Annotated in this window: 22 protein-coding genes; 18 read left to right on the forward strand and 4 right to left on the reverse strand. The window is 63.2% G+C overall.

The annotated features are described in order from the left end of the window. Positions 1-59 precede the first annotated feature (59 nt). The 3 genes from gudD to JOD78_RS13505 all read left to right on the forward strand — a co-directional run bounded on the left by gudD (position 60) and on the right by JOD78_RS13505 (position 4,048). Entirely contained in the window at positions 60-1,439 is a 1,380-nt protein-coding gene (gene gudD, locus JOD78_RS13495; RefSeq protein WP_209567733.1) for a glucarate dehydratase, read from the forward strand. A gap of 113 nt (positions 1,440-1,552) precedes the next feature. Beyond that, the gene (locus tag JOD78_RS13500; protein ID WP_121044052.1) at positions 1,553-2,908 is read left to right on the forward strand and encodes an MFS transporter; all 1,356 of its coding nucleotides are present in this window, start codon (positions 1,553-1,555) and stop codon (positions 2,906-2,908) included. A 216-nt stretch (positions 2,909-3,124) separates the two neighbouring features. Further along, positions 3,125-4,048: a DedA family protein/thiosulfate sulfurtransferase GlpE gene (locus JOD78_RS13505; protein ID WP_204725030.1), complete on the forward strand. Its 924-nt coding sequence runs from the start codon at positions 3,125-3,127 to the stop codon at positions 4,046-4,048. On the opposite strand, the gene JOD78_RS13510 is transcribed toward JOD78_RS13505, so the two are convergent. From JOD78_RS13510 to xseA, 4 genes are all read right to left on the reverse strand, one after another. Then, a complete protein-coding gene (locus JOD78_RS13510; RefSeq protein WP_121044046.1) occupies positions 4,030-4,416 on the reverse strand; it encodes an OsmC family protein in 387 nt (128 codons plus the stop codon). The genes JOD78_RS13505 and JOD78_RS13510 overlap by 19 nt on opposite strands. An 83-nt stretch (positions 4,417-4,499) precedes the next feature. Then, positions 4,500-5,297, reverse strand: a complete 798-nt coding sequence (locus JOD78_RS13515; protein ID WP_134040328.1) for a hypothetical protein — start codon at positions 5,295-5,297, stop codon at positions 4,500-4,502. Positions 5,298-5,559: 262 nt separating this feature from the next. After that, complete coding sequence (gene sodB, locus JOD78_RS13520; protein WP_034339352.1) at positions 5,560-6,138, reverse strand: superoxide dismutase [Fe]; 579 nt, start codon at positions 6,136-6,138, stop codon at positions 5,560-5,562. A gap of 337 nt (positions 6,139-6,475) precedes the next feature. After that, the gene (xseA, locus tag JOD78_RS13525; protein WP_209567731.1) at positions 6,476-7,882 is read right to left on the reverse strand and encodes an exodeoxyribonuclease VII large subunit; all 1,407 of its coding nucleotides are present in this window, start codon (positions 7,880-7,882) and stop codon (positions 6,476-6,478) included. A 170-nt stretch (positions 7,883-8,052) separates the two neighbouring features. Here xseA and JOD78_RS13530 point away from each other — a divergent pair, with 170 nt between their 5' ends. The 15 genes from JOD78_RS13530 to JOD78_RS13600 all read left to right on the forward strand — a co-directional run bounded on the left by JOD78_RS13530 (position 8,053) and on the right by JOD78_RS13600 (position 21,821). After that, positions 8,053-8,658 (forward strand): MotA/TolQ/ExbB proton channel family protein, encoded by a 606-nt coding sequence (locus JOD78_RS13530; RefSeq protein WP_034339345.1) that lies wholly within the window; start codon positions 8,053-8,055, stop codon positions 8,656-8,658. A 21-nt stretch (positions 8,659-8,679) separates the two neighbouring features. Next, entirely contained in the window at positions 8,680-9,108 is a 429-nt protein-coding gene (locus tag JOD78_RS13535; protein ID WP_209567729.1) for a biopolymer transporter ExbD, read from the forward strand. A 113-nt stretch (positions 9,109-9,221) separates the two neighbouring features. Then, the gene (lpxK, locus tag JOD78_RS13540; protein WP_209567727.1) at positions 9,222-10,250 is read left to right on the forward strand and encodes a tetraacyldisaccharide 4'-kinase; all 1,029 of its coding nucleotides are present in this window, start codon (positions 9,222-9,224) and stop codon (positions 10,248-10,250) included. Further along, a complete protein-coding gene (locus tag JOD78_RS13545) occupies positions 10,231-10,419 on the forward strand; it encodes a Trm112 family protein (RefSeq protein WP_034339340.1) in 189 nt (62 codons plus the stop codon). Before lpxK ends, JOD78_RS13545 begins: the two co-directional genes overlap by 20 nt. Before the next feature lie 56 nt (positions 10,420-10,475). Then, positions 10,476-11,291 carry a 3-deoxy-manno-octulosonate cytidylyltransferase gene (gene kdsB, locus JOD78_RS13550; protein ID WP_134221618.1) on the forward strand — a complete coding sequence of 272 codons (816 nt, stop codon included), beginning with the start codon at positions 10,476-10,478 and terminating at the stop codon, positions 11,289-11,291. Positions 11,292-11,574: 283 nt separating this feature from the next. Then, positions 11,575-12,231, forward strand: coding sequence for an adenylate kinase (gene adk, locus JOD78_RS13555; RefSeq protein ID WP_034339334.1), 657 nt, complete (start codon positions 11,575-11,577; stop codon positions 12,229-12,231). A 272-nt stretch (positions 12,232-12,503) separates the two neighbouring features. Continuing rightward, positions 12,504-14,543 (forward strand): sodium-translocating pyrophosphatase, encoded by a 2,040-nt coding sequence (locus JOD78_RS13560; protein WP_209568264.1) that lies wholly within the window; start codon positions 12,504-12,506, stop codon positions 14,541-14,543. A 205-nt stretch (positions 14,544-14,748) separates the two neighbouring features. Continuing rightward, positions 14,749-15,507, forward strand: a complete 759-nt coding sequence (locus JOD78_RS13565) for an SDR family NAD(P)-dependent oxidoreductase (protein WP_121044031.1) — start codon at positions 14,749-14,751, stop codon at positions 15,505-15,507. A 60-nt stretch (positions 15,508-15,567) separates the two neighbouring features. After that, on the forward strand, positions 15,568-16,773 hold the full coding sequence (locus tag JOD78_RS13570; RefSeq protein ID WP_034339323.1) for a patatin-like phospholipase family protein: 1,206 nt from the start codon (positions 15,568-15,570) through the stop codon (positions 16,771-16,773). A 125-nt stretch (positions 16,774-16,898) separates the two neighbouring features. Then, a complete protein-coding gene (locus JOD78_RS13575) occupies positions 16,899-17,294 on the forward strand; it encodes a ribonuclease (protein WP_121044780.1) in 396 nt (131 codons plus the stop codon). Positions 17,295-17,326: 32 nt separating this feature from the next. After that, positions 17,327-17,824 carry a barstar family protein gene (locus JOD78_RS13580; RefSeq protein ID WP_227022803.1) on the forward strand — a complete coding sequence of 166 codons (498 nt, stop codon included), beginning with the start codon at positions 17,327-17,329 and terminating at the stop codon, positions 17,822-17,824. 100 nt (positions 17,825-17,924) lie between these two features. Further along, a complete protein-coding gene (gene purN, locus JOD78_RS13585; protein WP_199725111.1) occupies positions 17,925-18,536 on the forward strand; it encodes a phosphoribosylglycinamide formyltransferase in 612 nt (203 codons plus the stop codon). 66 nt (positions 18,537-18,602) lie between these two features. Next, positions 18,603-19,865, forward strand: coding sequence for an RsmB/NOP family class I SAM-dependent RNA methyltransferase (locus JOD78_RS13590; protein WP_034332736.1), 1,263 nt, complete (start codon positions 18,603-18,605; stop codon positions 19,863-19,865). Next, positions 19,862-20,434, forward strand: coding sequence for a phospholipase D family protein (locus tag JOD78_RS13595; RefSeq protein WP_034332738.1), 573 nt, complete (start codon positions 19,862-19,864; stop codon positions 20,432-20,434). The genes JOD78_RS13590 and JOD78_RS13595 overlap by 4 nt, the downstream gene beginning before the upstream one ends. 28 nt (positions 20,435-20,462) lie before the next feature. Then, a complete protein-coding gene (locus tag JOD78_RS13600) occupies positions 20,463-21,821 on the forward strand; it encodes a mechanosensitive ion channel domain-containing protein (protein WP_034332740.1) in 1,359 nt (452 codons plus the stop codon). The last annotated feature ends 70 nt before the right edge of the window (positions 21,822-21,891 follow it).

Below are 21,891 nucleotides of genomic sequence, written 5' to 3' on the forward strand. Positions count from 1 at the left end.
AATTTGGTACCGCTACCAATTTGCAGTCTGATCGTTTCCGTTTCCGGAGAAAACCCGCCATGACCCAGAACCCAGCTTCCGCATCGTCCCCGACATCGTCGTCATCCCAGCACAAGGGCGCGCCGCGCGTGACCGACATGCGCGTCATCCCGGTGGCCGGGCATGACAGCATGCTCTTGAACCTCTCGGGGGCGCATGGTCCGTATTTCACGCGCAATATCGTCATCCTCACCGACAGTGCCGGCAACACCGGCGTGGGCGAAGTGCCGGGCGGGGAGGGTATCCGCCAGACGCTCGACGATGCGCGCTCGCTGGTGGTGGGCCAGTCCATCGGCAATGTGCAGGCCATCCTCAATCGTGCGCGTACCGCTTTCGCCGACCGCGATGTGGGTGGACGCGGCCTGCAGACCTTTGACCTGCGCATCGCCATCCACGCCGTCACCGCGCTGGAGGCGGCCCTGCTGGATCTGCTGGGCAAGTGCCTCGACGTGCCGGTGGCGGCCTTGCTGGGCGAGGGCCAGCAGCGCGATGAGGTGGAGATGCTGGGGTATCTGTTCTACGTGGCCGATCGCCGCAAGACTGACCTGCCGTACCTGGCCGCGGCGGATGCGGACGATGACTGGCTGCGCCTGCGCCACGAAGCCGCGCTCACGCCGGAGGCGGTGGTGCGCCTGGCCGAGGCGGCCTATGCGCGCTACGGTTTCAATGACTTCAAGCTCAAGGGGGGCGTGATGCGCGGCGAGGAGGAGATCGCCGCCGTCACCGCCCTGGCCGAGCGCTTCCCCAAGGCACGCATCACGCTCGATCCGAATGGCGGCTGGCTGCTCAAGGATGCCATTCGCCTGTGCCGCGACCAGCATGATGTACTGGCCTATGCGGAAGATCCCTGTGGTGCTGAGGACGGCTACTCGGGCCGCGAAGTGATGGCCGAATTCCGCCGTGCCACCGGCCTGCAGACCGCTACCAACATGGTAGCGACCGATTGGCGCCAGATGGGCCATGCGATCTCGCTGCAATCGGTGGATATCCCGCTGGCCGATCCGCATTTCTGGACCATGCAGGGTTCGGTGCGGGTGGCGCAGATGTGCCATGAATGGGGGCTGACCTGGGGTTCGCATTCGAACAACCACTTCGATATTTCCCTGGCCATGTTCACTCACGTGGCCGCGGCCGCACCCGGCAAGATCACCGCCATCGATACCCACTGGATCTGGCAGGACGGCCAGCGCCTTACGCGCGAACCGCTGCAGATCGTGGGCGGCAAGGTCAAGGTGCCGGCCAAGCCGGGGCTGGGCGTGGAGCTGGATATGGAGCAGGTCGAGGCGGCGCACCAGACCTACCGCAACATGGGGCTGGGCGCGCGCGATGATGCGGTGGCCATGCAATACCTGATCCCTGGCTGGAAATTCGATCCCAAGAAACCTTGCCTGGTGCGTTGAGCAAGGGTCTTCATCTGTTTTGACGAGGCTGCGAGAAGAGCGCGATCGACGCGTCGGCGGCCTGCACTTTCTTTCATCAACCGGCAGTACGGGCTCATACGAGGAGACAACCCGTGAATCCATCCCAGTCCTCCCCCGCAACGAACCAGGTCCTCACCTCGGCGGTGAGCAAGATCAAGTGGCGCATCCTGCCGCTGTTCGTGGCCATGTTCATCATCAACTACATCGACCGCGTCAACATCGGTTTCGTGCGCAGTCATCTCGCGACCGATCTCGGCATCGGCGCAGCAGCCTTTGGCCTGGGCGCGGGGCTGTTCTTCGTCGGCTATGCCATCTTCGAAGTCCCTTCCAACATGCTGCTGCAACGCTATGGGGCCCGCGCCTGGCTCACGCGGATCATGTTCACCTGGGGCCTGGTGGCGGCTTGCATGGCCTTCGTGCATAGCGAGACCAGCTTTTATTTCATGCGCTTTTTGCTGGGCGTGACCGAGGCCGGTTTCTTCCCCGGCGTGGTGTATTACTTCACGCAATGGCTGCCCAATCATGAGCGTGGCCGGGCCATGGCGGTGTTCCTGTCGGGCTCGGCGATTGCATCGATTCTCTCCGGTCCGATCACCGGCGCGCTGCTGTTGATTGAAGGTGGCGGACTGCATGGATGGCAATGGATGTTCCTCATCGAGGGCGGTGCGTCGATGCTGTTCTGCGTGGTGGTGTGGAAGGTGCTGGACTCCACGCCGCGCGATGCCAAGTGGCTCTCGCCGGAACAACGCGAGGCGCTGGCCACGGTCATCGCGGCCGAACAGGAGCAGCGTGCGGCCAATCGTCCGCCGCACGTCTCGGCGCTGAGCTTGTTGCGTGATCCGCAGATCGTGCTGTTCTGCCTGATCTATTTCGCCATCCAGCTGACCATCTATGGCGCCACCTTCTGGCTGCCGACCATCATCAAGAAGATGGGCCATTTCAATGATTTCCAGGTCGGCCTGTTCAACTCGATTCCGTGGATCGTGGCGATTGCGGCGATGTATGTCTTTGCCGTGCTGGCCGCGCGCTACAAGAAGCCGCAGTTCTGGGTGGCGACCACACTGGTGATTTCGGCCATCGGCATGGCGGTCTCGGCTTCGGCCGGTCCGGTGATCGGCTTCGTGGCGGTGTGCTTTGCGGGCATCGGTTTCAAGGCGGCTTCGTCCTTGTTCTGGCCCATTCCGCAGGCCTATCTGGATGCGCGCATTGCGGCAGCGGTGCTGGCGTTGATCAATTCGCTGGGCAACCTGGGCGGCTTCTTCGCACCGGCTACCTTCGGTTACCTGGAGCAGAAGACCGGTTCCATCCAGGGCGGCTTGTATGCATTGTCGGCGGCTTCGCTGGTGGCGGCAGTGCTGGTATTTCTGGCACGGACCCGGCCGTCGGTGCAGGACGGCGGCGGTTCGGCTGAAGGCCGCACAGAACCGGTGGCCAAGCACGCGGTGTGAGCACGGCGCGCGATTGATTTCTCCGAGGTCTTCCTCGTTTGCGTCCGCCCGCCCGTGATCTCACGGTGCGCCGGGCGCATTTTTACGCGGGTGGAGCGCGCCGGTTTTGTCCAAGCAGAGGGGCCGGCCACACGCCTATAATGGCAGCCTGCACACCGCCATCACGGCGGAACAGTCGCCGCCTCCCAGGCGGCGAGACATCAAGGCAGCCCGTCCATGGACACCCTCTACCACCTGATCGAGCAATACGGTCTGATCCTCGTTTTCGTCAACGTGCTGGTCGAGCAACTGGGCGCGCCGGTGCCGGCCTATCCCACGCTGATCATCACCGGTGCGCTCTCGGCGACCGGACGCTACTCGCCGGCGCTGTTGCTGCTGCTGGCGGTGAGTGCGGCACTCATTGCCGACTATTGCTGGTATCTTGCCGGCCGCCGCTACGGCCGCCAGATCATGTCGCGCCTGTGCCGTATTTCGCTCTCGCCGGACTCCTGTGTGCGTCAGACCGAATCGATCTACCTGCGCTGGGGCGCGCGTTCGCTCTTGCTGGCCAAGTTCATTCCGGGCTTCGCCTCGATTGCCAGTGCGCTCTCCGGCACCATGGGCACGCGCCGCATCAGCTTCCTGCTGTGGGATGCGGCGGGCAGCGCCCTGTGGGCGGGACTGGGGATTTTCCTCGGTTCGCTCTTCAGCTCGGCCGTGGATGACCTGCTCAATGTGCTGGCGCAATTGGGCCATTACGGCATGCTCCTGATCGCCGTGGCGCTGGCAGCCTTCGTGGCCAACAAATGGTGGCAGCGCCGGCGTTTCCGCAAGTCGCTGGAGATGGCGCGTATTTCAGTGGATGAATTGAATACCATGCTCGAAGAGGGCAATGCGCCCACCATCATCGATGTGCGTTCGCCGATGTCGCAGCAGGATGGCCGCATTCCGGGTGCGGTCACGATTTCCAACCAGGAGATCCAGACCTTCGTCTTCGATGGCCCCGTCGAGGGTGAGGTGGTGGTGTATTGCGCCTGTCCCAACGAGGCCTCGGCGGCCATGGTGGCGCGCCAGCTGATGCGGCGCGGCTATACGCGCGTGCGGCCGCTCACGGGCGGCATCGATGCCTGGCGCGCCGCAGGTTACGCCATCGATGTCTGAATCGCGGTGCCCTGGCGGATGGTCTTGGTGACCGGGGTCTTTTCGCAGATCTCGGCCAGGCGCGTGAGCTGTTCTTGCGACAGGGCATTGCCGAAGCTGATCTTGCGGGTGATGGTTTCCAGGCCGCTGTCGTCGCGCCCGAAGTGGGCGTCCACCGAGATGCTGCCCAGATCCCAGCCCTTGCGGTCGGCGTACATGCGCAACGTGAGCGAGGTGCAGGAGGCCAGCGCGGCCAGCAGCAATTCATAGGGGGCCGGACCGGTGTCCTTGCCACCATTGCTCTCGGGTTCGTCGGACTTGATCTGGTGGATGCGCGCCTTGATGTCCTGGGCGTAGCCGGCGGCGTTGTGCAGGGTGACGTGGGCCATGAGGGTCTCCTTATAAGTGCAGTCAGGGAAGCGGTGATTGTGGCACAGCCACGCACGCACTTGCTGAGCACTTAACGCGATAGCTACGGAAACACGCGATAGCCGTCTGAGATCACACGGCAATTGGGTTGTTGTTCGCTCTCGCAACGCTGCAGTGCTCTAACGGCAGGTGGATCTTGGTCGGCAGTCTGTCCGGAGGCATAAAAATACCGGTTGCCGCCGACCACGAAAGCCTTCGGTGAAATCATCTTCTTGAAATTGGCGAAGCCCTCCAGTTGCCCCGGCGTCAGTGGTGGAGATTTCTTGTTGCCATTCGTGATCGGTTCGTGCCTGGATGCCAGAATCAGGTCAGAGAAAAGATGGTCTGTATTCATCGCCTCGGCGATGTTGCCTGCCACGATTTTACCGAGATTCTCTGTAAGAATTGTGGAACTACCGCCTACGAATATATTACCGGCCCAGATGGGGTCATTGCTGGTGAGCTCGGTCAGTTCCAGTGCGAAGAAGGCGCCACTGCCGGAGGTGCCAACGAATCCACTCTTGAAACTGACTTTGAGCAGGTAGTCCCCAGGGGTGACTGGTCGCAAGCGCAGTTCGTCCTCCATGTGGAGGAGGCGCGCTTCTACACCGTAGGCACTGAAGGCCGGTGCGAGCGCCTCCTCGAATCCGGATTGCTCTACATGCGGCCAAGTATTGGAAACTCTGAGGCCGCGCGCGGCTGAGGTATCGATATAAAGAGTCTTGATGCGCTCGGAGGAATGTCTTATGACCAAGCTGTTTCTGACTTTTGGGTGAGAGCACGCCGATATCAGACAGGCAAGGGAGACGACAAGAAATATCTGCCAGCCCTTTCCCAGTTTGCTTCCGATTAAATATAGCACTGCCGGACTCCATCGAATGCCGCCCTCAGGCGCAGTAGGTATGCGAAAAATTGGTCTTCACATTGTGCCTGATACGAGCGGCGGCAGGCTGACACAGACCTGACCAAGTTCTAACATGGGACCGAAGCCTGACCATGCCAGATATCGGTAGTGGATGGCCTGCGGGGCAAGGAGCAGAAAATCTCACAGACAAGAAAAAGCTTGTTGATAAAAGAAAAAACCACGCTCGCGCGTGGTTTTTTCTTGCCGGGAGGCAGGGTGATCAAGCGAAGTTCTTGGCCACGAAGTCCCAGTTGATGATGCCCCAGTAGTTCTCGACGTACTTGGCGCGTGCATTGCGGTAGTCGATGTAATACGCGTGTTCCCACACGTCCACGGTCAGCAGCGGCTTGCTGTCGGTGGTCAGCGGGGTGCCGGCACCGGTGGTGTTGACGATGTCCAGGGAACCGTCAGCCTTCTTGACCAGCCAGGTCCAGCCGGAACCGAAGTTGGCCAGGCCTTGCTTGGTGAACTCGGCCTTGAAGGCGTCGAAGGAACCCCACTTGGCATTGATGGCGTCAGCCAGCGCGCCGCTCGGAGCGCCTTGGCCCTTCGGGGTCAGGCCGTTCCAGTAGAAGGTGTGGTTCCACACCTGGGCAGCGTTGTTGAAGATGCCGCCGGAGGATTTCTTGATGATCTCTTCCAGGGACAGGTGTTCGAATTCGGTACCCGGGATCAGGTTGTTCAGGTTGGTCACATAGGTCTGATGGTGCTTGCCATAGTGATATTCCAGGGTTTCCTTGGAAATCGTGGGCGCCAGCGCGTCCAGATCGTAAGGCAGTGCCGGAAGGGTATGTGCCATGATGAATCCTTTCAGTCTTGTTGGTTTGCTACGAAGGGGTCTTTTCCGAACCTGCGATTCTAAAGCGGAAGACAATTCTTTGCACTCGGTCAAATCTGGCGCGCGTCAGTCGCGCATCGGCCTCCAGTGCGGCAATGCGAATGGTTCCCAATGGGAGACGCTGGTCGCCAGCGCAGGCAAGACCGTAGATGCCAGTCCCCGCAAGACGTTCCAGCTCATCCGCGCACTGGCTTCCGATGGTCCCACCCGTAATACGGCGCGCCGCGCTGTATTGCGCCGGAAAATGCTTATGCCAAAAAAGTCTGCCACAGCTGTCAAGCAGGGCGACAGCATCGCCTCAATCCAGCCGTGGCTGCACGCTGGCAATGCCGACCTCGGCACTGCCTTCGGCCAGGCGGATGGTGACCTCACTGCGCGCGGCCAGCTCGGCCGGGGCGTGCAATACACGGCCCTGGCGGTCGCTGACGATGGCGTAGCCGCGCTCCAGCGTGCGCTGCGGATTGAGTAATTCCAGCTGCGTACTCAGCCCGGCCAGCGCCTGCCGCTGGCGCAACTGCCGTGCGGCCTGCGCTCCTTGCAGGCGCCGCGTCAGGTCCAGCAGGTCGCGCCGGGCGTGGGCAGTGTCGGGAATCTGGTGCGACAGGTGGGTGGCGAGTTGCTGCAGGCGATGGCGCATGCGGGTCAGCGGCACGCGGGTGGCGTGGGCGAGCCGGGTCTGCAGTGCGGCCAGTTTGACGCGCTCATGCTGTATATACGCACTCGGGTTGACCAGGCGGCGCGAGAGCCAGTCCACGGTCTGCGCTTTTTCGGTGAGGCTGCGGCGCAGGGCGCGCGTGAGGTCATTGGCGTGGCCGTGCAGTTCAGCCAGCCAGTCCTCGCGCGCAGTGGCGGCCAGCTCGGCGGCGGCCGTGGGGGTGGGCGCGCGCAGGTCGGCGGCGAAGTCGGCGATGGTGAAGTCGGTTTCATGGCCGACACCGGAAATCACCGGCATGCTGGCCTCCACGATGGCGCGCGCCACCACTTCTTCATTGAAGGACCACAGGTCCTCGATGCTGCCGCCGCCACGGCACACCAGCAGCACATCGCATTCGGCGCGCGCGGAGGCGGTGCGGATGGCATTGGCGATGCGCTGGGCTGCGCCTTCGCCCTGCACGGGCGTGGGGTAGAGGATCACTTCCACATGCGGGGCGCGGCGGCGCAGGGTGGTCAGCACATCGCGCAAGGCGGCGGCCTGCGGGCTGGTGACGATGCCGATGCGGCGCGGGAAGCCCGGCAGGGGGCGCTTGCGGTCGCGGTCGAACAGGCCTTCGCGTTCCAGTCTTTCCTTCAGCTGCACGAAGGCGGCGTAGAGGTCGCCCACGCCGGAGCGACGGATGGCTTCCACGTTGAGCTGGTAATCGCCGCGCGGCGCGTAGAGCGTCACCAGGGTGCGCACTTCGACCTTGTCGCCTTCGCGCGGCATGAAGCCGGCGTATTGCGCGCGGCCCTTGAACATGACCGCACGCACCTGCGCCCCGTCATCCTTGAGGTTGAAATACCAGTGGCCGGAGGCCGCACGGGTGAAATTGGAAATCTCGCCCTTGACCCAGATCAGCGGGAAATTGCGCTCCAGCATGCGTGCCACCGCCTGGTTCAGGCCGGAGACGGTCAGGATGGGCGGGCCGCCGTCGGTAGTGGCGGCGGCCGGCATGGCCTCCGGACGCGGGCGGGCAGCGGGGAAGGGCGGGAACTTGTCGGCAGGCATGGGACGCGGGGACTCCAGGGGCGATACAATGCCGCATTGTAAAGCCAAGCTGGCTGCGCTTGCCGAGCCGCGCGCAACCGGCTACATTCTGCACCGCAGAAACGGGCGTGCCGGAAAGGCCGTCGGCTGCACCAGATTCACCGCTCATCCGCATTTCTTAGGAGTACGTTTTGCTCGCCATCATCCTCGCCGCCGGCTGGCCGATCTGGCCCTTGCTGATCGCTTCCATCATCGGCCTGGCGCTGGTCATCGAAAGACTGGCCTACCTGCGCCGCGCGCGCATCCTGCCGCCGGACCTGCTGGGCGAAGTGGTCCGGGTCTATCAGAGCGGACGCGTCAACGAGGACGTCATCGACAAGCTGGAACAGAATTCGCCGCTGGGCCAGGTACTGGCTGCCGGCCTGCGCAACGTCGATGCCCCGCGTGAAGTGATGAAGGAAGCCATCGAAGAGGCCGGCCAGGCCGCCGCCCATCGCCTGGAGCGCTTCCTGACCACGCTGGGGACGATCGCTTCGCTGGCGCCGCTCATGGGCCTGTTTGGCACGGTGGTCGGGATGATCGAGATCTTTGCGTCGCAGAACGCCGCCGGGACCAATCCTGCGCAGCTGGCGCACGGTATTTCCATTGCGCTCTACAACACGGGTTTCGGCCTGGCCATTGCCATGCCGGCGCTGGTGTTCTATCGCCACTTCCGCGCCCAGGTCGACGGCTTCGTGGTTGACATGGAACAGCAGGCCGTCAAGTTCGTGGACATCGTCCACGATGTGCGTCGCTGATCCTTCACGCCGGAGAAACGCATGAACTTCCGCAAGGGCCGTCCCCGCGAAGACCTGGAGATCAACCTGATCCCTTTCATCGACGTGCTGCTGGTGATCGTGATCTTCCTGATGGTGACCACCACCTACAGCAAGTTCACCGCCCTGCAGGTCACGTTGCCCACGGCCGATGCCCAGAAGGCGCTGGAACAGCCCTTCGAGATCAACATCGCCATCGACGCCAATGGCCGCTACGCCATCAACAACAAGCGCATCGCCGCGCGCGATGCGCAGGGGCTGTCGGAAGAGATGCAGGCTGCGGTGCGCAGCAGCGGCAGCAAGGCTGGTCCGGTCATCATCATCAATGCCGACGCGCTGGCCACGCACCAGACCGTGGTCAACGTGATGGAGGCGGCACGCATGGCGGGTTATCCCAAGCTGACCTTCGCGGCGCAGTCGAGCAGCAAGTAGCCGGCCGCGAGCCGCACTCAAAATTTGCCAATAGCTTCATGTCATCCAGCAGCGATGGCGCGCCGGCCAGGTCCTGCCTGGCCCGCGTTTTTTTTATTCACTGGAACCCGAAAATGGCCGAATCCAGGCCCACTGCCGAAGCCATCCTGACCCGCGCCTGGCAACAGCGCGGTCCGCTGGCCTGCCTGCTGTGGCCGCTGTCGCTGCTCTTTGGCGCGCTCGCAGCGCTGCGCCGCGCGCTCTTCGCGCTGGGCATCAAGCGCACCGAACGGCTGCCGGTGCCGGTGATCGTGGTGGGCAACGTCTTCGTCGGCGGCACCGGCAAGACCCCGTTTGCGATCTGGCTCATCGAGGCCTTGCGTGCGGCAGGCCTGCATCCCGGCGTGATTTCGCGCGGCTATGGCGGCGGTGCCGGGCAGACGCTGGAGGTCACGGCCGATGCGGCGGCGGCCCAGGTGGGAGACGAACCCTTGCTGATCGTCCAGCGCACCGGCGTGCCGCTGGTGGTCGGACGGCGCCGGGCCGAGGCCGGGCGCGCCTTGCTGGCGGCGCATCCCGAGGTGGATGTGATCATTTCCGACGATGGCTTGCAGCATTACGCGCTGGCGCGCGACATCGAGATCGTGCTGTCCGATGCGCGCGGTGTCGGCAACGGCTGGCTGCTGCCGGCCGGACCGCTGCGGGAGCCGGCTTCGCGCCGACGGGATTTCTCGGTGGTCAATGTCGGCGCGCAGGGCAGCGCATCCGGCGGCGCGCATGCCATGCGGCTGCAGGCGGACCAGGCCGTGCAACTGGCCCCGCCCGCTGCGCACAAGCCGCTGGAGCGGATGGGCGAGGGTGGCGTGCGGCTGGCGGCGGTGGCGGGGATTGGCAATCCCGGGCGGTTTTTTGCGACGCTGGAAGCGGCGGGTCTGTCCTTTGCGCGCCATCCCTTGCCCGACCATTTTGATTTCGCCATCGATCCTTTTGCAGGCCTTGCGGCCGATGTCATCCTGATCACGGAAAAGGATGCAGTAAAATGCAGGGCTATCGAGGCCATCCGAAACGACCCGCGCATCTGGGTCGTGCCTGTCTCGGCGCGCATTGACGGCGCGCTGGCTGAACATATAGTGGAGAAACTCCGTGAACGCCCGACTGCTTGATATCCTGGTTTGCCCCATCTGCAAGGGCCCGCTGGACTACGACAAAAAAGCCCAGGAACTGATCTGCAAGGCAGACAAGCTGGCTTATCCCATCCGCGATGGCATCCCCATCATGTGGGCCGATGAAGCGCGCGAACTGACGGCCGTGCCGGCAGCGCCTGCGGCCTGACGCGAGTCCCCGGTCTCTTGATTCCTGATTTCTGCCTTCCTGCTGCGGTTGATTCCATGACCTTTACCGTCATCATCCCTGCGCGCCTGGCTTCCACGCGCCTGCCCAACAAGCCGCTGGCCGACCTCGGCGGCAAGCCCATGATCGTGCGCGTGGCCGAGCGGGCCGCGCTGTCCGGGGCCACCCGCATCATCGTGGCCACCGACCACCACGACATCCACGCCGCCTGCGAGCAGCATGGCATCGAAGTGGCCATGACCCGCGCCGATCACCCCTCCGGCACCGACCGCATCGCCGAAGTGGCCGCCGCGCTGGGGCTCACCGAGGATGAGGTGGTGGTCAACGTGCAGGGCGATGAACCCCTGATCGATCCGGGCCTGATTGCTGCCACCGCCGCCCACATCAAGGACGGCGTACCCATGGCCACGGCCGCGCACGCCATCGGGACTGCCGAGGATGCCTTCAATCCCAACGTGGTCAAGGTAGTGCTCAACAAGGACGGCTGCGCCATGTATTTCTCGCGCGCCACGATTCCGTGGCATCGCGATGCCTTTGCCAGGTCGCGTGAGTCGCTGCCCGACGCCAGCGGTCCCGATCACGCCAATGAATACGTGCCGCTGCGCCATATCGGCCTGTATGCCTACAGCAACCGTTTCCTGCAGCTCTACCCGACCCTGGCCCCGGCCCCGCTGGAACGCATCGAGGCGCTGGAGCAATTGCGCGTGCTGTGGCATGGCCACGCCATTGCCGTGCACGTGACCTCGATGGTGCCCGAAGCCGGGGTGGATACCCCCGAAGACCTGTTGCGCGTGCGCAAGCATTTCGAGGCGCCGCCGGACAGCCCGCTGGTGCAGACCATCTCCGCGCTCTGATCTCTCGTCTGCGTGGCAGGCATGATCCGCCGCAAGGCCGGCCGGATCGGCCTGCTGTAAGTTCCATGTCAAGCTGACACGACACAATCAGAGTCCGGAGACTGCTTAAAAATCAGGCGTTTGTCATGGTTCGGTAAGATTTTGTGGTAAGTTTCGTCCCAGAGCTGATGCAAACGGCGCGCAAACAAGCTGCATAACCGTCCAGATGGTAGCGATCCTCTGCCATCACGTCGCAAAAGAATTCAAGCATTCATATTCAGAAACCCTCAATTTAGGAAACGACATGCGCCTCATCCTTTTAGGAGCGCCTGGTGCCGGTAAAGGCACGCAAGCCACTTTTATCAAGGAAAAATTCAACATTCCGCAGATCTCCACCGGCGACATGCTGCGCGCGGCCGTGGCTGCGGGCACCGAGCTTGGCATCGCTGCCAAGAAGGTGATGGATGCGGGCGGTCTGGTTTCCGACGACATCATCATTGGCCTGGTCAAGGATCGCCTGAAACAGGCTGACTGTGCCAATGGCTACCTCTTCGACGGCTTCCCGCGCACCACGCGCCAGGCCGATGCGATGAAGGAAGCCGGCGTGGCCATCGACTACGTGCTGGAAATCGACGTGCCCGACAGCGCCATCGTCGAGCGCATGAGCGGCCGCCGCGTGCACCCGGGTTCGGGCCGCACCTATCACGTCAAGTTCAACCCGCCCAAGGTCGAAGGCAAGGATGACCTGACCGGCGAGGCGCTGATCCAGCGTGACGACGACAAGGAAGAAACCGTCAAGAAGCGTCTGGCCGTGTATCACGAGCAGACTGAAGTGCTGGTGGGCTACTACGGTGATTGGGCCAAGTCGGGCCAGCCTGGCGCGCCGAAGTATCGCAAGATCGCCGGCGTCGGTCCGGTGGAAGAAATCAGGGATCGTGCATTTGCCGCCCTGGCGGAGTAAAGTGAAGCGGACTTCGGTCCGCTTTTTTTATGCTGTCGCGCTGGAGGCCATTGGCTCGACAGTCAGCAAAAACTAAGTAAACCGATCACCGGCAGTGATGCCCGCCCGAGGGCGTGGCACCGGCGGCCCGGCAAGGCACAACAACTCCAATAAAAAAGGGCGACGCAATTTGCAGGCGCAGTATCGGCCGCGACGAACCGGAACAGCAGCACCCGGACGGCGCGGCGGATGTTCGTGATTGTTGATGAGTCGTGATAACAAAGGAGACGATGATGGCACTTGCCCTGTGGTTTGCCATTGCCTGCGGCTTGGTCGCGGTGATCTATGGCCTGGTTTCTCGACGCTGGATTCTCAAGCAGGACCGCGGCAACCCCCGTATGCAGGAAATCGCCCTGGCCATCCAGCAGGGCGCGGCGGCCTATCTGGCGCGGCAGTACCGTACCATCGCCATGGTGGGGGTGGTGCTGCTGATCCTCATTGCGCTCATTCCCGGTTTGGGCTGGCTCACTGCGATCGGCTTCCTGCTGGGGGCGGTACTGTCCGGCGCCTGCGGTTTCATCGGGATGAACGTGTCCGTGCGCGCCAATGTGCGTACTGCCCAGGCCGCCACGCGCGGCATGAACGAGGCGCTGGGCGTGGCTTTCCGGGGCGGGGCGATCACCGGGATGCTGGTGGTGGGGCTGGGACTGCTGGGGGTGTCGCTGTTCTTCTGGATCCTCTATGTCTATGGACAGGGACGTGCCGCCAGCCTGCACGATGCCATCCAGCCTTTGATCGGACTGGCTTTCGGGGCGTCCCTTATCTCTATCTTTGCGCGGCTGGGCGGGGGCATCTTCACCAAGGGCGCGGATGTGGGAGCCGATCTGGTGGGCAAGGTCGAGGCAGGCATTCCCGAAGATGATCCGCGCAATCCTGCAGTCATCGCCGACAACGTCGGGGACAACGTGGGCGATTGCGCCGGCATGGCCGCCGACCTGTTCGAGACCTACGTCGTTACGCTGGTGGCGACCATGCTCTTGGGCAGCCTCATGCTCAAGGGCCTGGAAACCCTCGCGGTACTCTATCCGCTGGCGCTGGGCGGGGTGTCGATCCTGGCTTCCATCGTCGGTTGCGCGATGGTCAAGGCGCAGCCGGGCAAGAAGATCATGTCGGCACTCTATACCGGGCTGTGGTGGTCGGCTGGCTTGTCGTTGGTCGGCTTTGCGGCGGTCACCTGGCTGCTGTTACCGCCTGAATTGCGCGCGCCCCTGATGGGCGCAGCCGTGGTGGGCATCGTGCTCACCGGTCTCATGGTCTACATCACCGAGTACTACACCGGCACCGACTTCAAGCCGGTGCGCCATATCGCCGAAGCCTCCACCACCGGACATGGCACCAATATCATCGCCGGTCTCGGGGTATCGATGAAGTCCACCGCCTATCCCGTGCTGGCGGTGTGCGCGGCGATCCTGGCGTCGTACTGGCTGGCAGGCTTGTACGGCATTGCGATTGCGGCGACCTCCATGCTGTCCATGGCCGGTATCGTGGTGGCTTTGGATGCTTACGGGCCCATCACTGACAATGCGGGCGGTATCGCAGAGATGTCGGGGCTGCCCGATTCGGTGCGCGCCATCACCGATCCGCTCGATGCCGTGGGCAATACCACCAAGGCGGTCACCAAGGGCTATGCGATCGGCTCGGCAGGACTGGCCGCACTGGTGCTGTTTGCCGATTACACGCATGCGCTGGAGTCCGTGGGCAAGACCGCCAGCTTCGACTTGTCCAGCCCGGCGGTGATCATCGGGCTCTTCATCGGCGGGCTGATTCCTTATCTGTTCGGTGCCATGGCGATGGAAGCGGTGGGACGCGCGGCCGGTGCAGTGGTGGTGGAAGTGCGTCGCCAGTTCCGCGACATCGCCGGCATCATGGACGGCAGCGGGCGTCCCGAATATGACCGCGCGGTGGACATGCTGACCTCGTCGGCCATCCGGGAAATGATCCTGCCGTCGCTGCTGCCGGTGATCGTGCCTATCCTGGTCGGGTTGCTGCTGGGGCCGTCGGCGCTGGGTGGGCTGCTGATGGGGACGATCGTCACCGGGCTCTTCGTGGCCATCTCGATGACCACCGGCGGCGGCGCCTGGGACAACGCCAAGAAATACATCGAGGACGGCCACCACGGCGGCAAGGGCTCGGACGCCCACAAGGCCGCCGTCACGGGCGACACCGTGGGCGATCCCTACAAGGATACGGCCGGGCCGGCGGTCAATCCGCTCATCAAGATCATCAACATCGTGGCGCTGCTGCTGGTGCCCTTGCTGCCGACGGTGTCCTGACCCGATCTGACTGCAGCCCTGATTGTCGCCGCACGGATAGTCTGCCGTGCGGCGACCTGCGCATAATCCCCGCACCGCGAAGGGAAAGCCTGCATTGCCAGGCTGGCCGATTCGTCAAATAATGCCCCTTGATGTATCCCATCACCATTGGCTCGCCGGCCAGGCCATCCGCCTGGCTGCGCGCAGATAAAAAACAGGAGACTCCATGCGTATCGAAGGAAATGTATTCATCGTCACCGGCGCAGCATCCGGTCTGGGTGCGGCCACTGCCCGCATGATCGCCGCCGCTGGTGGCAAGCCGGTGCTGGCCGATCTCAACGAGGAGGCTGGCAGTGCGCTGGCCCGCGAACTGGGCGGCGTCTTCGTGCGCTGCGATGTCAGTTCGGAAGACGATGCCCAGGCCGTGGTGCGTGCCGCGCAAGTGGCCGGCAGCCTGCGCGGACTGGTCAATTGCGCCGGCATCGCCCCGGCCGAGAAGCTGGTCGGCAAGAACGGCCCGCACAGCATGGCGCTGTTCATGAAGACGCTCAACATCAACCTGGTCGGCAGCTTCAACATGGCCCGCTTTGCGGCCGATGCCATGGCCAAGACCGAGGCGCAGGAAGAGGGCGAGCGCGGCATCATCATCCACACCGCCTCGGTGGCCGCCTACGATGGCCAGATCGGGCAGACGGCCTATTCGGCTTCCAAGGGGGCCATCGTCGCGATGACCCTGCCGATGGCGCGGGACCTCTCGCGCAGCGGCATCCGCGTCATGACCATCGCCCCGGGCATTTTTGAGACCCCAATGATGCTGGCCATGCCGCAGGAAGTGCGCGATTCGCTGGGGCAGGCCGTCCCCTTCCCGCCGCGCCTGGGCCGTGCCACCGAATATGCACAGCTGGCCCGCACCATCATCGAGAACGTGATGTTGAACGGCGAGACCATCCGCCTCGATGGTGCCATCCGCATGCAGCCCAAATAGACGGCATTTGCCTGCCAATTCTCTTGTCCACGGTGAGGGGGCTACTGATAAGCTCCCCTCATGGAGACCATGGAACACAAAACAGGCTTGATCCTGACCGGCGGCGGCGCACGGGCGGCTTACCAGGTGGGTGTGCTCAACGCCCTCTCGATGATCCTGCTCGAAGCCGGCTGGCCGGTACACAGCAATCCCTTCCCCATCATCTGCGGCACCTCGGCCGGGGCCATCAACGGCACCGCCCTGGCCTGCCGGGCGGACGACTTCGGCGAAGCCGTGCGCGAGCTGATGGCGGTGTGGAGCAATTTCCAGGTGGAGCAGGTGTACCGCGCCGATTCGCTGGGCGTGATCCGCTCGGGGGCGCGCTGGCTGTCGCTGTTTTCCTTCGGCTGGCTGCTGCGCAAGTGGCGCGCCAATCCGCCCAATTCCCTGCTGGACAACACCCCGCTGGTGAGCATGCTGCATCGCCTGCTGGACCTGCCACGGCTGGATGCTGCCCTGGCCGAAGGACAGTTGCATGCGCTGGCGGTGACTGCCTCGTCCTACACCAGCGGCCAGCACATCACCTTCTACCAGTGTGCGCAAGAGATCGAACCGTGGCGGCGCACCCAGCGCCTGGCCATGCGGGATCAGATCGGCATCGATCACCTGCTGGCCTCTTCTGCCATTCCCTTCATCTTTCCGGCCATTCCGGTGTACATCGACGGCCGCTGCGAGTATTGCGGCGATGGCTCGATGCGCCAGATCGCCCCGATTTCCCCGGCCATCCACCTCGGTGCCACCAAGGTCCTCATCATCGGTGCCGGACGCATGGGCGAGAAGGGCGAGCAGGCCCCTACCAATACGCCGCATTACCCCAGCCTGGCGCAGGTGGCCGGACATGCGATGTCGGGCATTTTCCTCGACGGCTTGTCGGCCGACATCGAACGCATCAACCGGGTCAACCAGACCTTGTCGGTCCTGAACGAGGAGCAGCGCCGGCATACGCCCCTGAAACCCATCCGTACCCTGGTGATCTCGCCCTCGCAGCGCATCGACAGCATCGCCAGCCGCCACGTCGGCAGTCTGCCGCGCCCGATCCGCACCATGCTGGGTGGCATCGGGGCCACCGAGGCGCGCGGTTCGGCACTGGCGTCCTATCTGCTGTTTGAACAAAGCTTCACACGCGAGCTGATCGCTCTGGGCGAAAGTGATACCTACGCCAAGCGCGAGGAGGTGCTGGCCTTTTTTGAACCGGATACCGCCCAGCTGCTCCAAGCCTCTGCCTGATTTGCTGCCGGTCAAGTTCCTGGCCTGCCGTGGTTGCCTAGCCGAAAGCAACGCGTTAATCTACCGAGTGCTGTTGCCATTAATTGACAAAATTGCAATTAACAGAATCAATGCAGACGATGCAGATGCGAGCCCGCTTCATTTCTTCCTTCTTCACCCGTTACTGGCTGGTGCTGCTGACGGCGTTGATGCTGTCCGTGCCGGTGCAAGCCAAGGGGCCGGTGCCGGGCAACTTGCCGGAGGTCAACCTTGACCAGCTGCCGCGCGAAGCCCAGCAGACCATGGCCCTGATCCGTCAGGGTGGGCCCTTCCCGTATGAAAAGGATGGCGCGGTCTTCGGCAACTATGAAGGGGTTTTGCCCAAGCAAAAGCGCGGGTATTATCGCGAATACACGGTCAAGACGCCGCGCGCCCGCAATCGCGGGGCCCGTCGCATCGTCAGCGGGGGAGAACCGGCCACGTCGGGCGAATACTATTACACCAGTGACCATTACAAGACCTTCCGCCGGATACGCGACTGATCTTGTACAGCGCAGGGCAGGGCGCGCGAGTCCTGTTGCAGCAAGCCACACAGCAGGCCAGCCATCACCATCACGACAATTACGACAACCACGACAGCCACACAGCCCCGCCTATGAATACTGAAGGCAAAATGAGTTTGTTCAAAACGGTGCCGCCCAATATCGTGCAATCGATCCGCGCCTTCCGCGTGACCGAGCTGCAGCAGGAGGCCGCGCACCTGCAGCAGCACTTTCTCTATGCCTATTGCGCCGAGGCCGTGACCAAGCAGCAGGTGCTGACCACCATCGCCACTGCCTTCCAGTTTCCCCGGCACTTCGGCAAGAACTTCGATGCCCTGCATGACTGCCTGACCGACCTGACCCACAAGGCCGGCAAGCAGATCGGTTTCGTCGTGGTGCTGGAGCAACTGCCCAACACCCAGAAATTCGACAAGGAAGCGCGCGAGACCTTGCTCGACGTCTTCCGCGATGCGGCCGATTACTGGGCTGAGAAGAAGGTGCCGTTCCGCGTTTTTTATTCCTTCCAGTAAATTTTCTTCACATTTTGATAAACCTTTTACGCCACGCCGGACCTTTCACATCGTGAAAACCGGCGGCGGAGGGGCCGTCAGCAGGTACAATGCGCACACCATGAGAAGCATTGTCATCCTGATTTCCGGACGAGGCAGCAATATGGAAGCCATCGTCCGCGCTGCACAGGCCGAGCGGTGGCCTGCCCGAATCGCCGCCGTCATCAGCAACCGCGCCGACGCCAGCGGCCTCGAATTCGCCGCCAGCCACGGCATTGCCACGGCCGTCGTGGCCAACCGCGACTATCCCACGCGCGACCAGTTCGATGCCGCCCTGCGCGAGCAGATCGACGCGTTCGCGCCGGACCTGGTGGTGCTGGCCGGCTTCATGCGGATCCTGACGGCGCCGTTCGTCAATCATTACCAGGGCCGCATGCTCAATATCCACCCGTCGCTCTTGCCCAGTTTCCCCGGGTTGGCGACGCACCGGCAGGCACTGGCGGCCGGCGTCAAGCTGCACGGCGCGACCGTGCACTTCGTCACGCCCGACCTCGACCACGGCCCCATCGTGGCCCAGGCCGCCGTGCCGGTGCTGGAAGAGGATAGCGAGGAGACGCTCGCCGAGCGTGTCCTGGAACAGGAGCATGTGATCTATCCGCGCGCCGTGCGCTGGTTCGTGCAAGGCCGTCTGGCACTGGACGGCGCGCGCGCGCGCCTGGCCGCCGAAGCCTGAGGCGCAACGAGCCAACGCTGCCGCGCAACCCTTATCTTGAATTGAATTGAATCTGAAGGACCTAGCATGAGATTGCCTCCCGCGATCATCCCCCATACCGAAGAACTGCTGCGCGAAGTGCTGCGCTTCACCGGCCCGGCCGACGTCACCCTGTCGCGCTACTTCCGCGACAATCCGCGCCTGGGCAGTCGTGAGCGCGGCGTGATCGCTGAAGCGGTTTACGGGCTGCTGCGCAACAAGACGGTCCTGACCAACTTCGCCGAATCCGGCAGTGGCCCGATGATGCGCCGCCTGGCCCTGCTGGGCCTGGCCGATGCGGTCGGTGCCGAATCCATCGCCGGCCTGCAGGAAGGCGAAGCCGAGTGGCTGGAGCGTGTGGCCCAGATCGACCGCACCCAGCTGGCCCCCCAGATGCGCAGCAATCTGCCGCCCTGGCTGTGGGAAAAGCTGGTCGCCCGCATGGGCGAGGAAGCCACCCTGCAACTGGCTGATGCCATGAACCGTCCGGCTCCGCTGGACCTGCGCGTCAATGCCCTCAAGGCCGACCGCGATACCGTCATCGCCGAACTGGCCAAGGCCCCGGTGGCCTGCGAGCCGACCCCGTATTCTCCGCTGGGCCTGCGCGTGTTCAAGAAGCCGGCCCTGCAGAACCTGCCGCTGTTCAAGGACGGTGCCATCGAAGTGCAGGATGAAGGCAGCCAGCTGCTGGCCCAGATCGTCGGTGCCAAGCGCGGCGAGATGGTGGTCGATTTCTGTGCCGGTGCCGGTGGCAAGACCCTGGCACTGGGCGCGCTGATGCGCAATACCGGCCGCCTGTATGCCTTCGACGTGTCCGAAAAGCGCCTGGCCAAGCTGAAACCTCGCCTGGCGCGCAGTGGCCTGTCCAACGTGCATCCGGTGGTGATCGCCCATGAGAACGACGCCAAGGTCAAGCGCCTGGCTGGCAAGCTCGATCGCGTGCTGGTGGATGCCCCTTGCAGCGGCCTGGGCACCCTGCGCCGCAATCCCGACATGAAGTGGCGCCAGAGCGTGGAAACGCTGACCGAGATGCGCGCCAAGCAAGGCTCGATTCTCGCCAGCGCCGCGCGCCTGGTGCGTCCGGGCGGCCGTCTGGTGTATGGCACCTGCAGCTTCCTGGAAGAAGAGAACGATGAAGTCATCGCTGACTTCCTGGCTTCGCATCCCGACTTCACGCTGCGTCCCATGAGCGAAGTGCTGGCCGAGCAGAAGATTGCGCTGGATACCGGCGACTACCTGAAACTGTTGCCGCACCAGCACCAGACGGACGGTTTCTTCGCTGCCGTCCTGGAGCGCCGCGCCGCTGCATGATGCGCCGGCGCTTGCTGCCTTGCCTCGCCGCCGCCCTGCTGGCAGCGGCCGCTCCTGGCCTGCAGGCCAGGGAGGCGCTGCCGCCACCGCCGGTGATGGCAGCGCAGGGCACGGTGCAAACCGCCTTTGCGCCCTGGGATGACATCGAAGCGCTGATCGTCGGCCAGCTTCACTCTGCGCAGCGCCAGATCCTGATGCAAGCCTATCTGCTCACCAGTCGTCCGATTACGGATGAACTGGTGGCGGCCCGCAAGCGCGGCATCGATGTGCGCGTGCTGATGGATGCCGGCCAGCTCGACAAGAATTCCGAAGACCGCCTGCGCCAGCTGCGCGCGGCCGGCATTCCGGTCTGGCTGGAAACCGATTACCGCAATGCCCACAACAAGGTCATCATCATCGATGCGGCCTTGCCGACGGCCACCGTCATCACGGGCAGCTACAACTTCACCTGGTCGGCCCAGCACAAGAACGCCGAGAACGTGCTCATCCTGGGCAAGAACCCGCCACTGGCTGCGCGCTACGCCAGCAACTGGCAGCGCCACCGCCAGGATGCCCAGGCGGCACCCTGATTTGCCCTGATTCTTCACCCGGCCAGCCATGACCGATCATTTCCTTTCCCTCTTCACCGATATCAGCACCGTCGACCTGCTGCGCCAGCTGGTGGTGATTGCACTTTCGCTGGTGGGCGGCATCGGCCTCTCGCGCTGGCTGCGTGCGCGTTTCGTGCTGCCGGGCGATGGCGAGGCGCAGTCGCTGGTCATGCAAATCGGCGTCAAGAGCTTCGCCCGCGTGCTCTCGCCGCTGCTGGCCCTGGGCCTGTTGACGGGAGCCTATTACATTCTCAAGCGCGGCCACCATGCCGTCACGCTCTGGGAAATCATGTTCCCCCTGACCATCGCCCAGGTGGCGATGCGTTTCGTTTTCTACGTATTGCGCGGCATCTTCGTGAAGGATGCGACCGTGGGCGCGCTGCTGCACCTGTCGGAAAAGGTGATCGCGCTGCTGGTCTGGCTGTGCGTGGTGCTGTGGATTACCGGCCTGTGGCCGGATTTCGTCGACTATCTGGATACCACGACCTTCCCGCTGGCGCGCCACAAGGTGTCCTTGTTGACGATGTTGCAAGGTGCGGCCTCCGTGCTGGTGACGCTCATCATTGCCCTGTGGATAGGCACGGTGGTGGAAAACCGCCTCATGAAGTTCAGCGGCATGCATTCCTCCCTGCGCACGGTGGTGGCGCGCATGATGCGGGCCTTGCTGATCCTGATTGCCTTCCTGGTCAGCCTGTCGCTGGTCGGCATCGACCTGACCGTGCTGTCTGTCTTCGGTGGTGCGCTGGGCGTGGGTATCGGCCTGGGTTTGCAGAAGATTGCCAGCAGCTATGTCTCCGGCTTCGTGATCCTGCTGGAGCGCAGTATGGTCATCGGCGACATGGTTGCCGTGGATAAATATTTTGGCAAGGTCACCCAGATCAATACCCGCTACACCATCCTGGAAGGGCTGGACGGGATCGAATCGGTGTTGCCAAATGAACTATTTGTCTCCAATCCGGTACAAAACTATTCCTTGACCCATCGCATTGTACGTTTGGCTACACAGCTTACAATTCTGTACCAGGACGATGTGGAAACGGTCTTGTCCATCATGGAACAGGCCGCACTTGGGGTACAACGGGTCTCCCAGCAGACCGCCCCGCAAGCCCTGCTGATCAAGATCGGGGCCGACGGACTGGATCTGGAACTGGGGTTCTGGATCACAGACCCGGAAAATGGACGGCTCAATGTGCTGTCCGACGTCAATCGCGCCATCTGGGCTGCCTTCAAGCAACACGGCATCCAGGTGGCCCATCCCAAGCGCGACATCCGGATTATGGATGAGCGCAGCTTCCGCCAAAGTACGCGCCAGGAAATTCCTGATGTCCCAGAGGCACAGAATTCGCGTACAATGCCCGGCAATTAAAAGAAAATAAAACCATTTTCACGGAACAAGTAATAATCCTGTTTTGTAGTCCGATAGTTGTTTTCTATTT

The sequence above is a fragment of the Herbaspirillum sp. 1130 genome (genome assembly GCF_017833835.1).
Classification (GTDB): domain Bacteria; phylum Pseudomonadota; class Gammaproteobacteria; order Burkholderiales; family Burkholderiaceae_D; genus Herbaspirillum; species Herbaspirillum huttiense.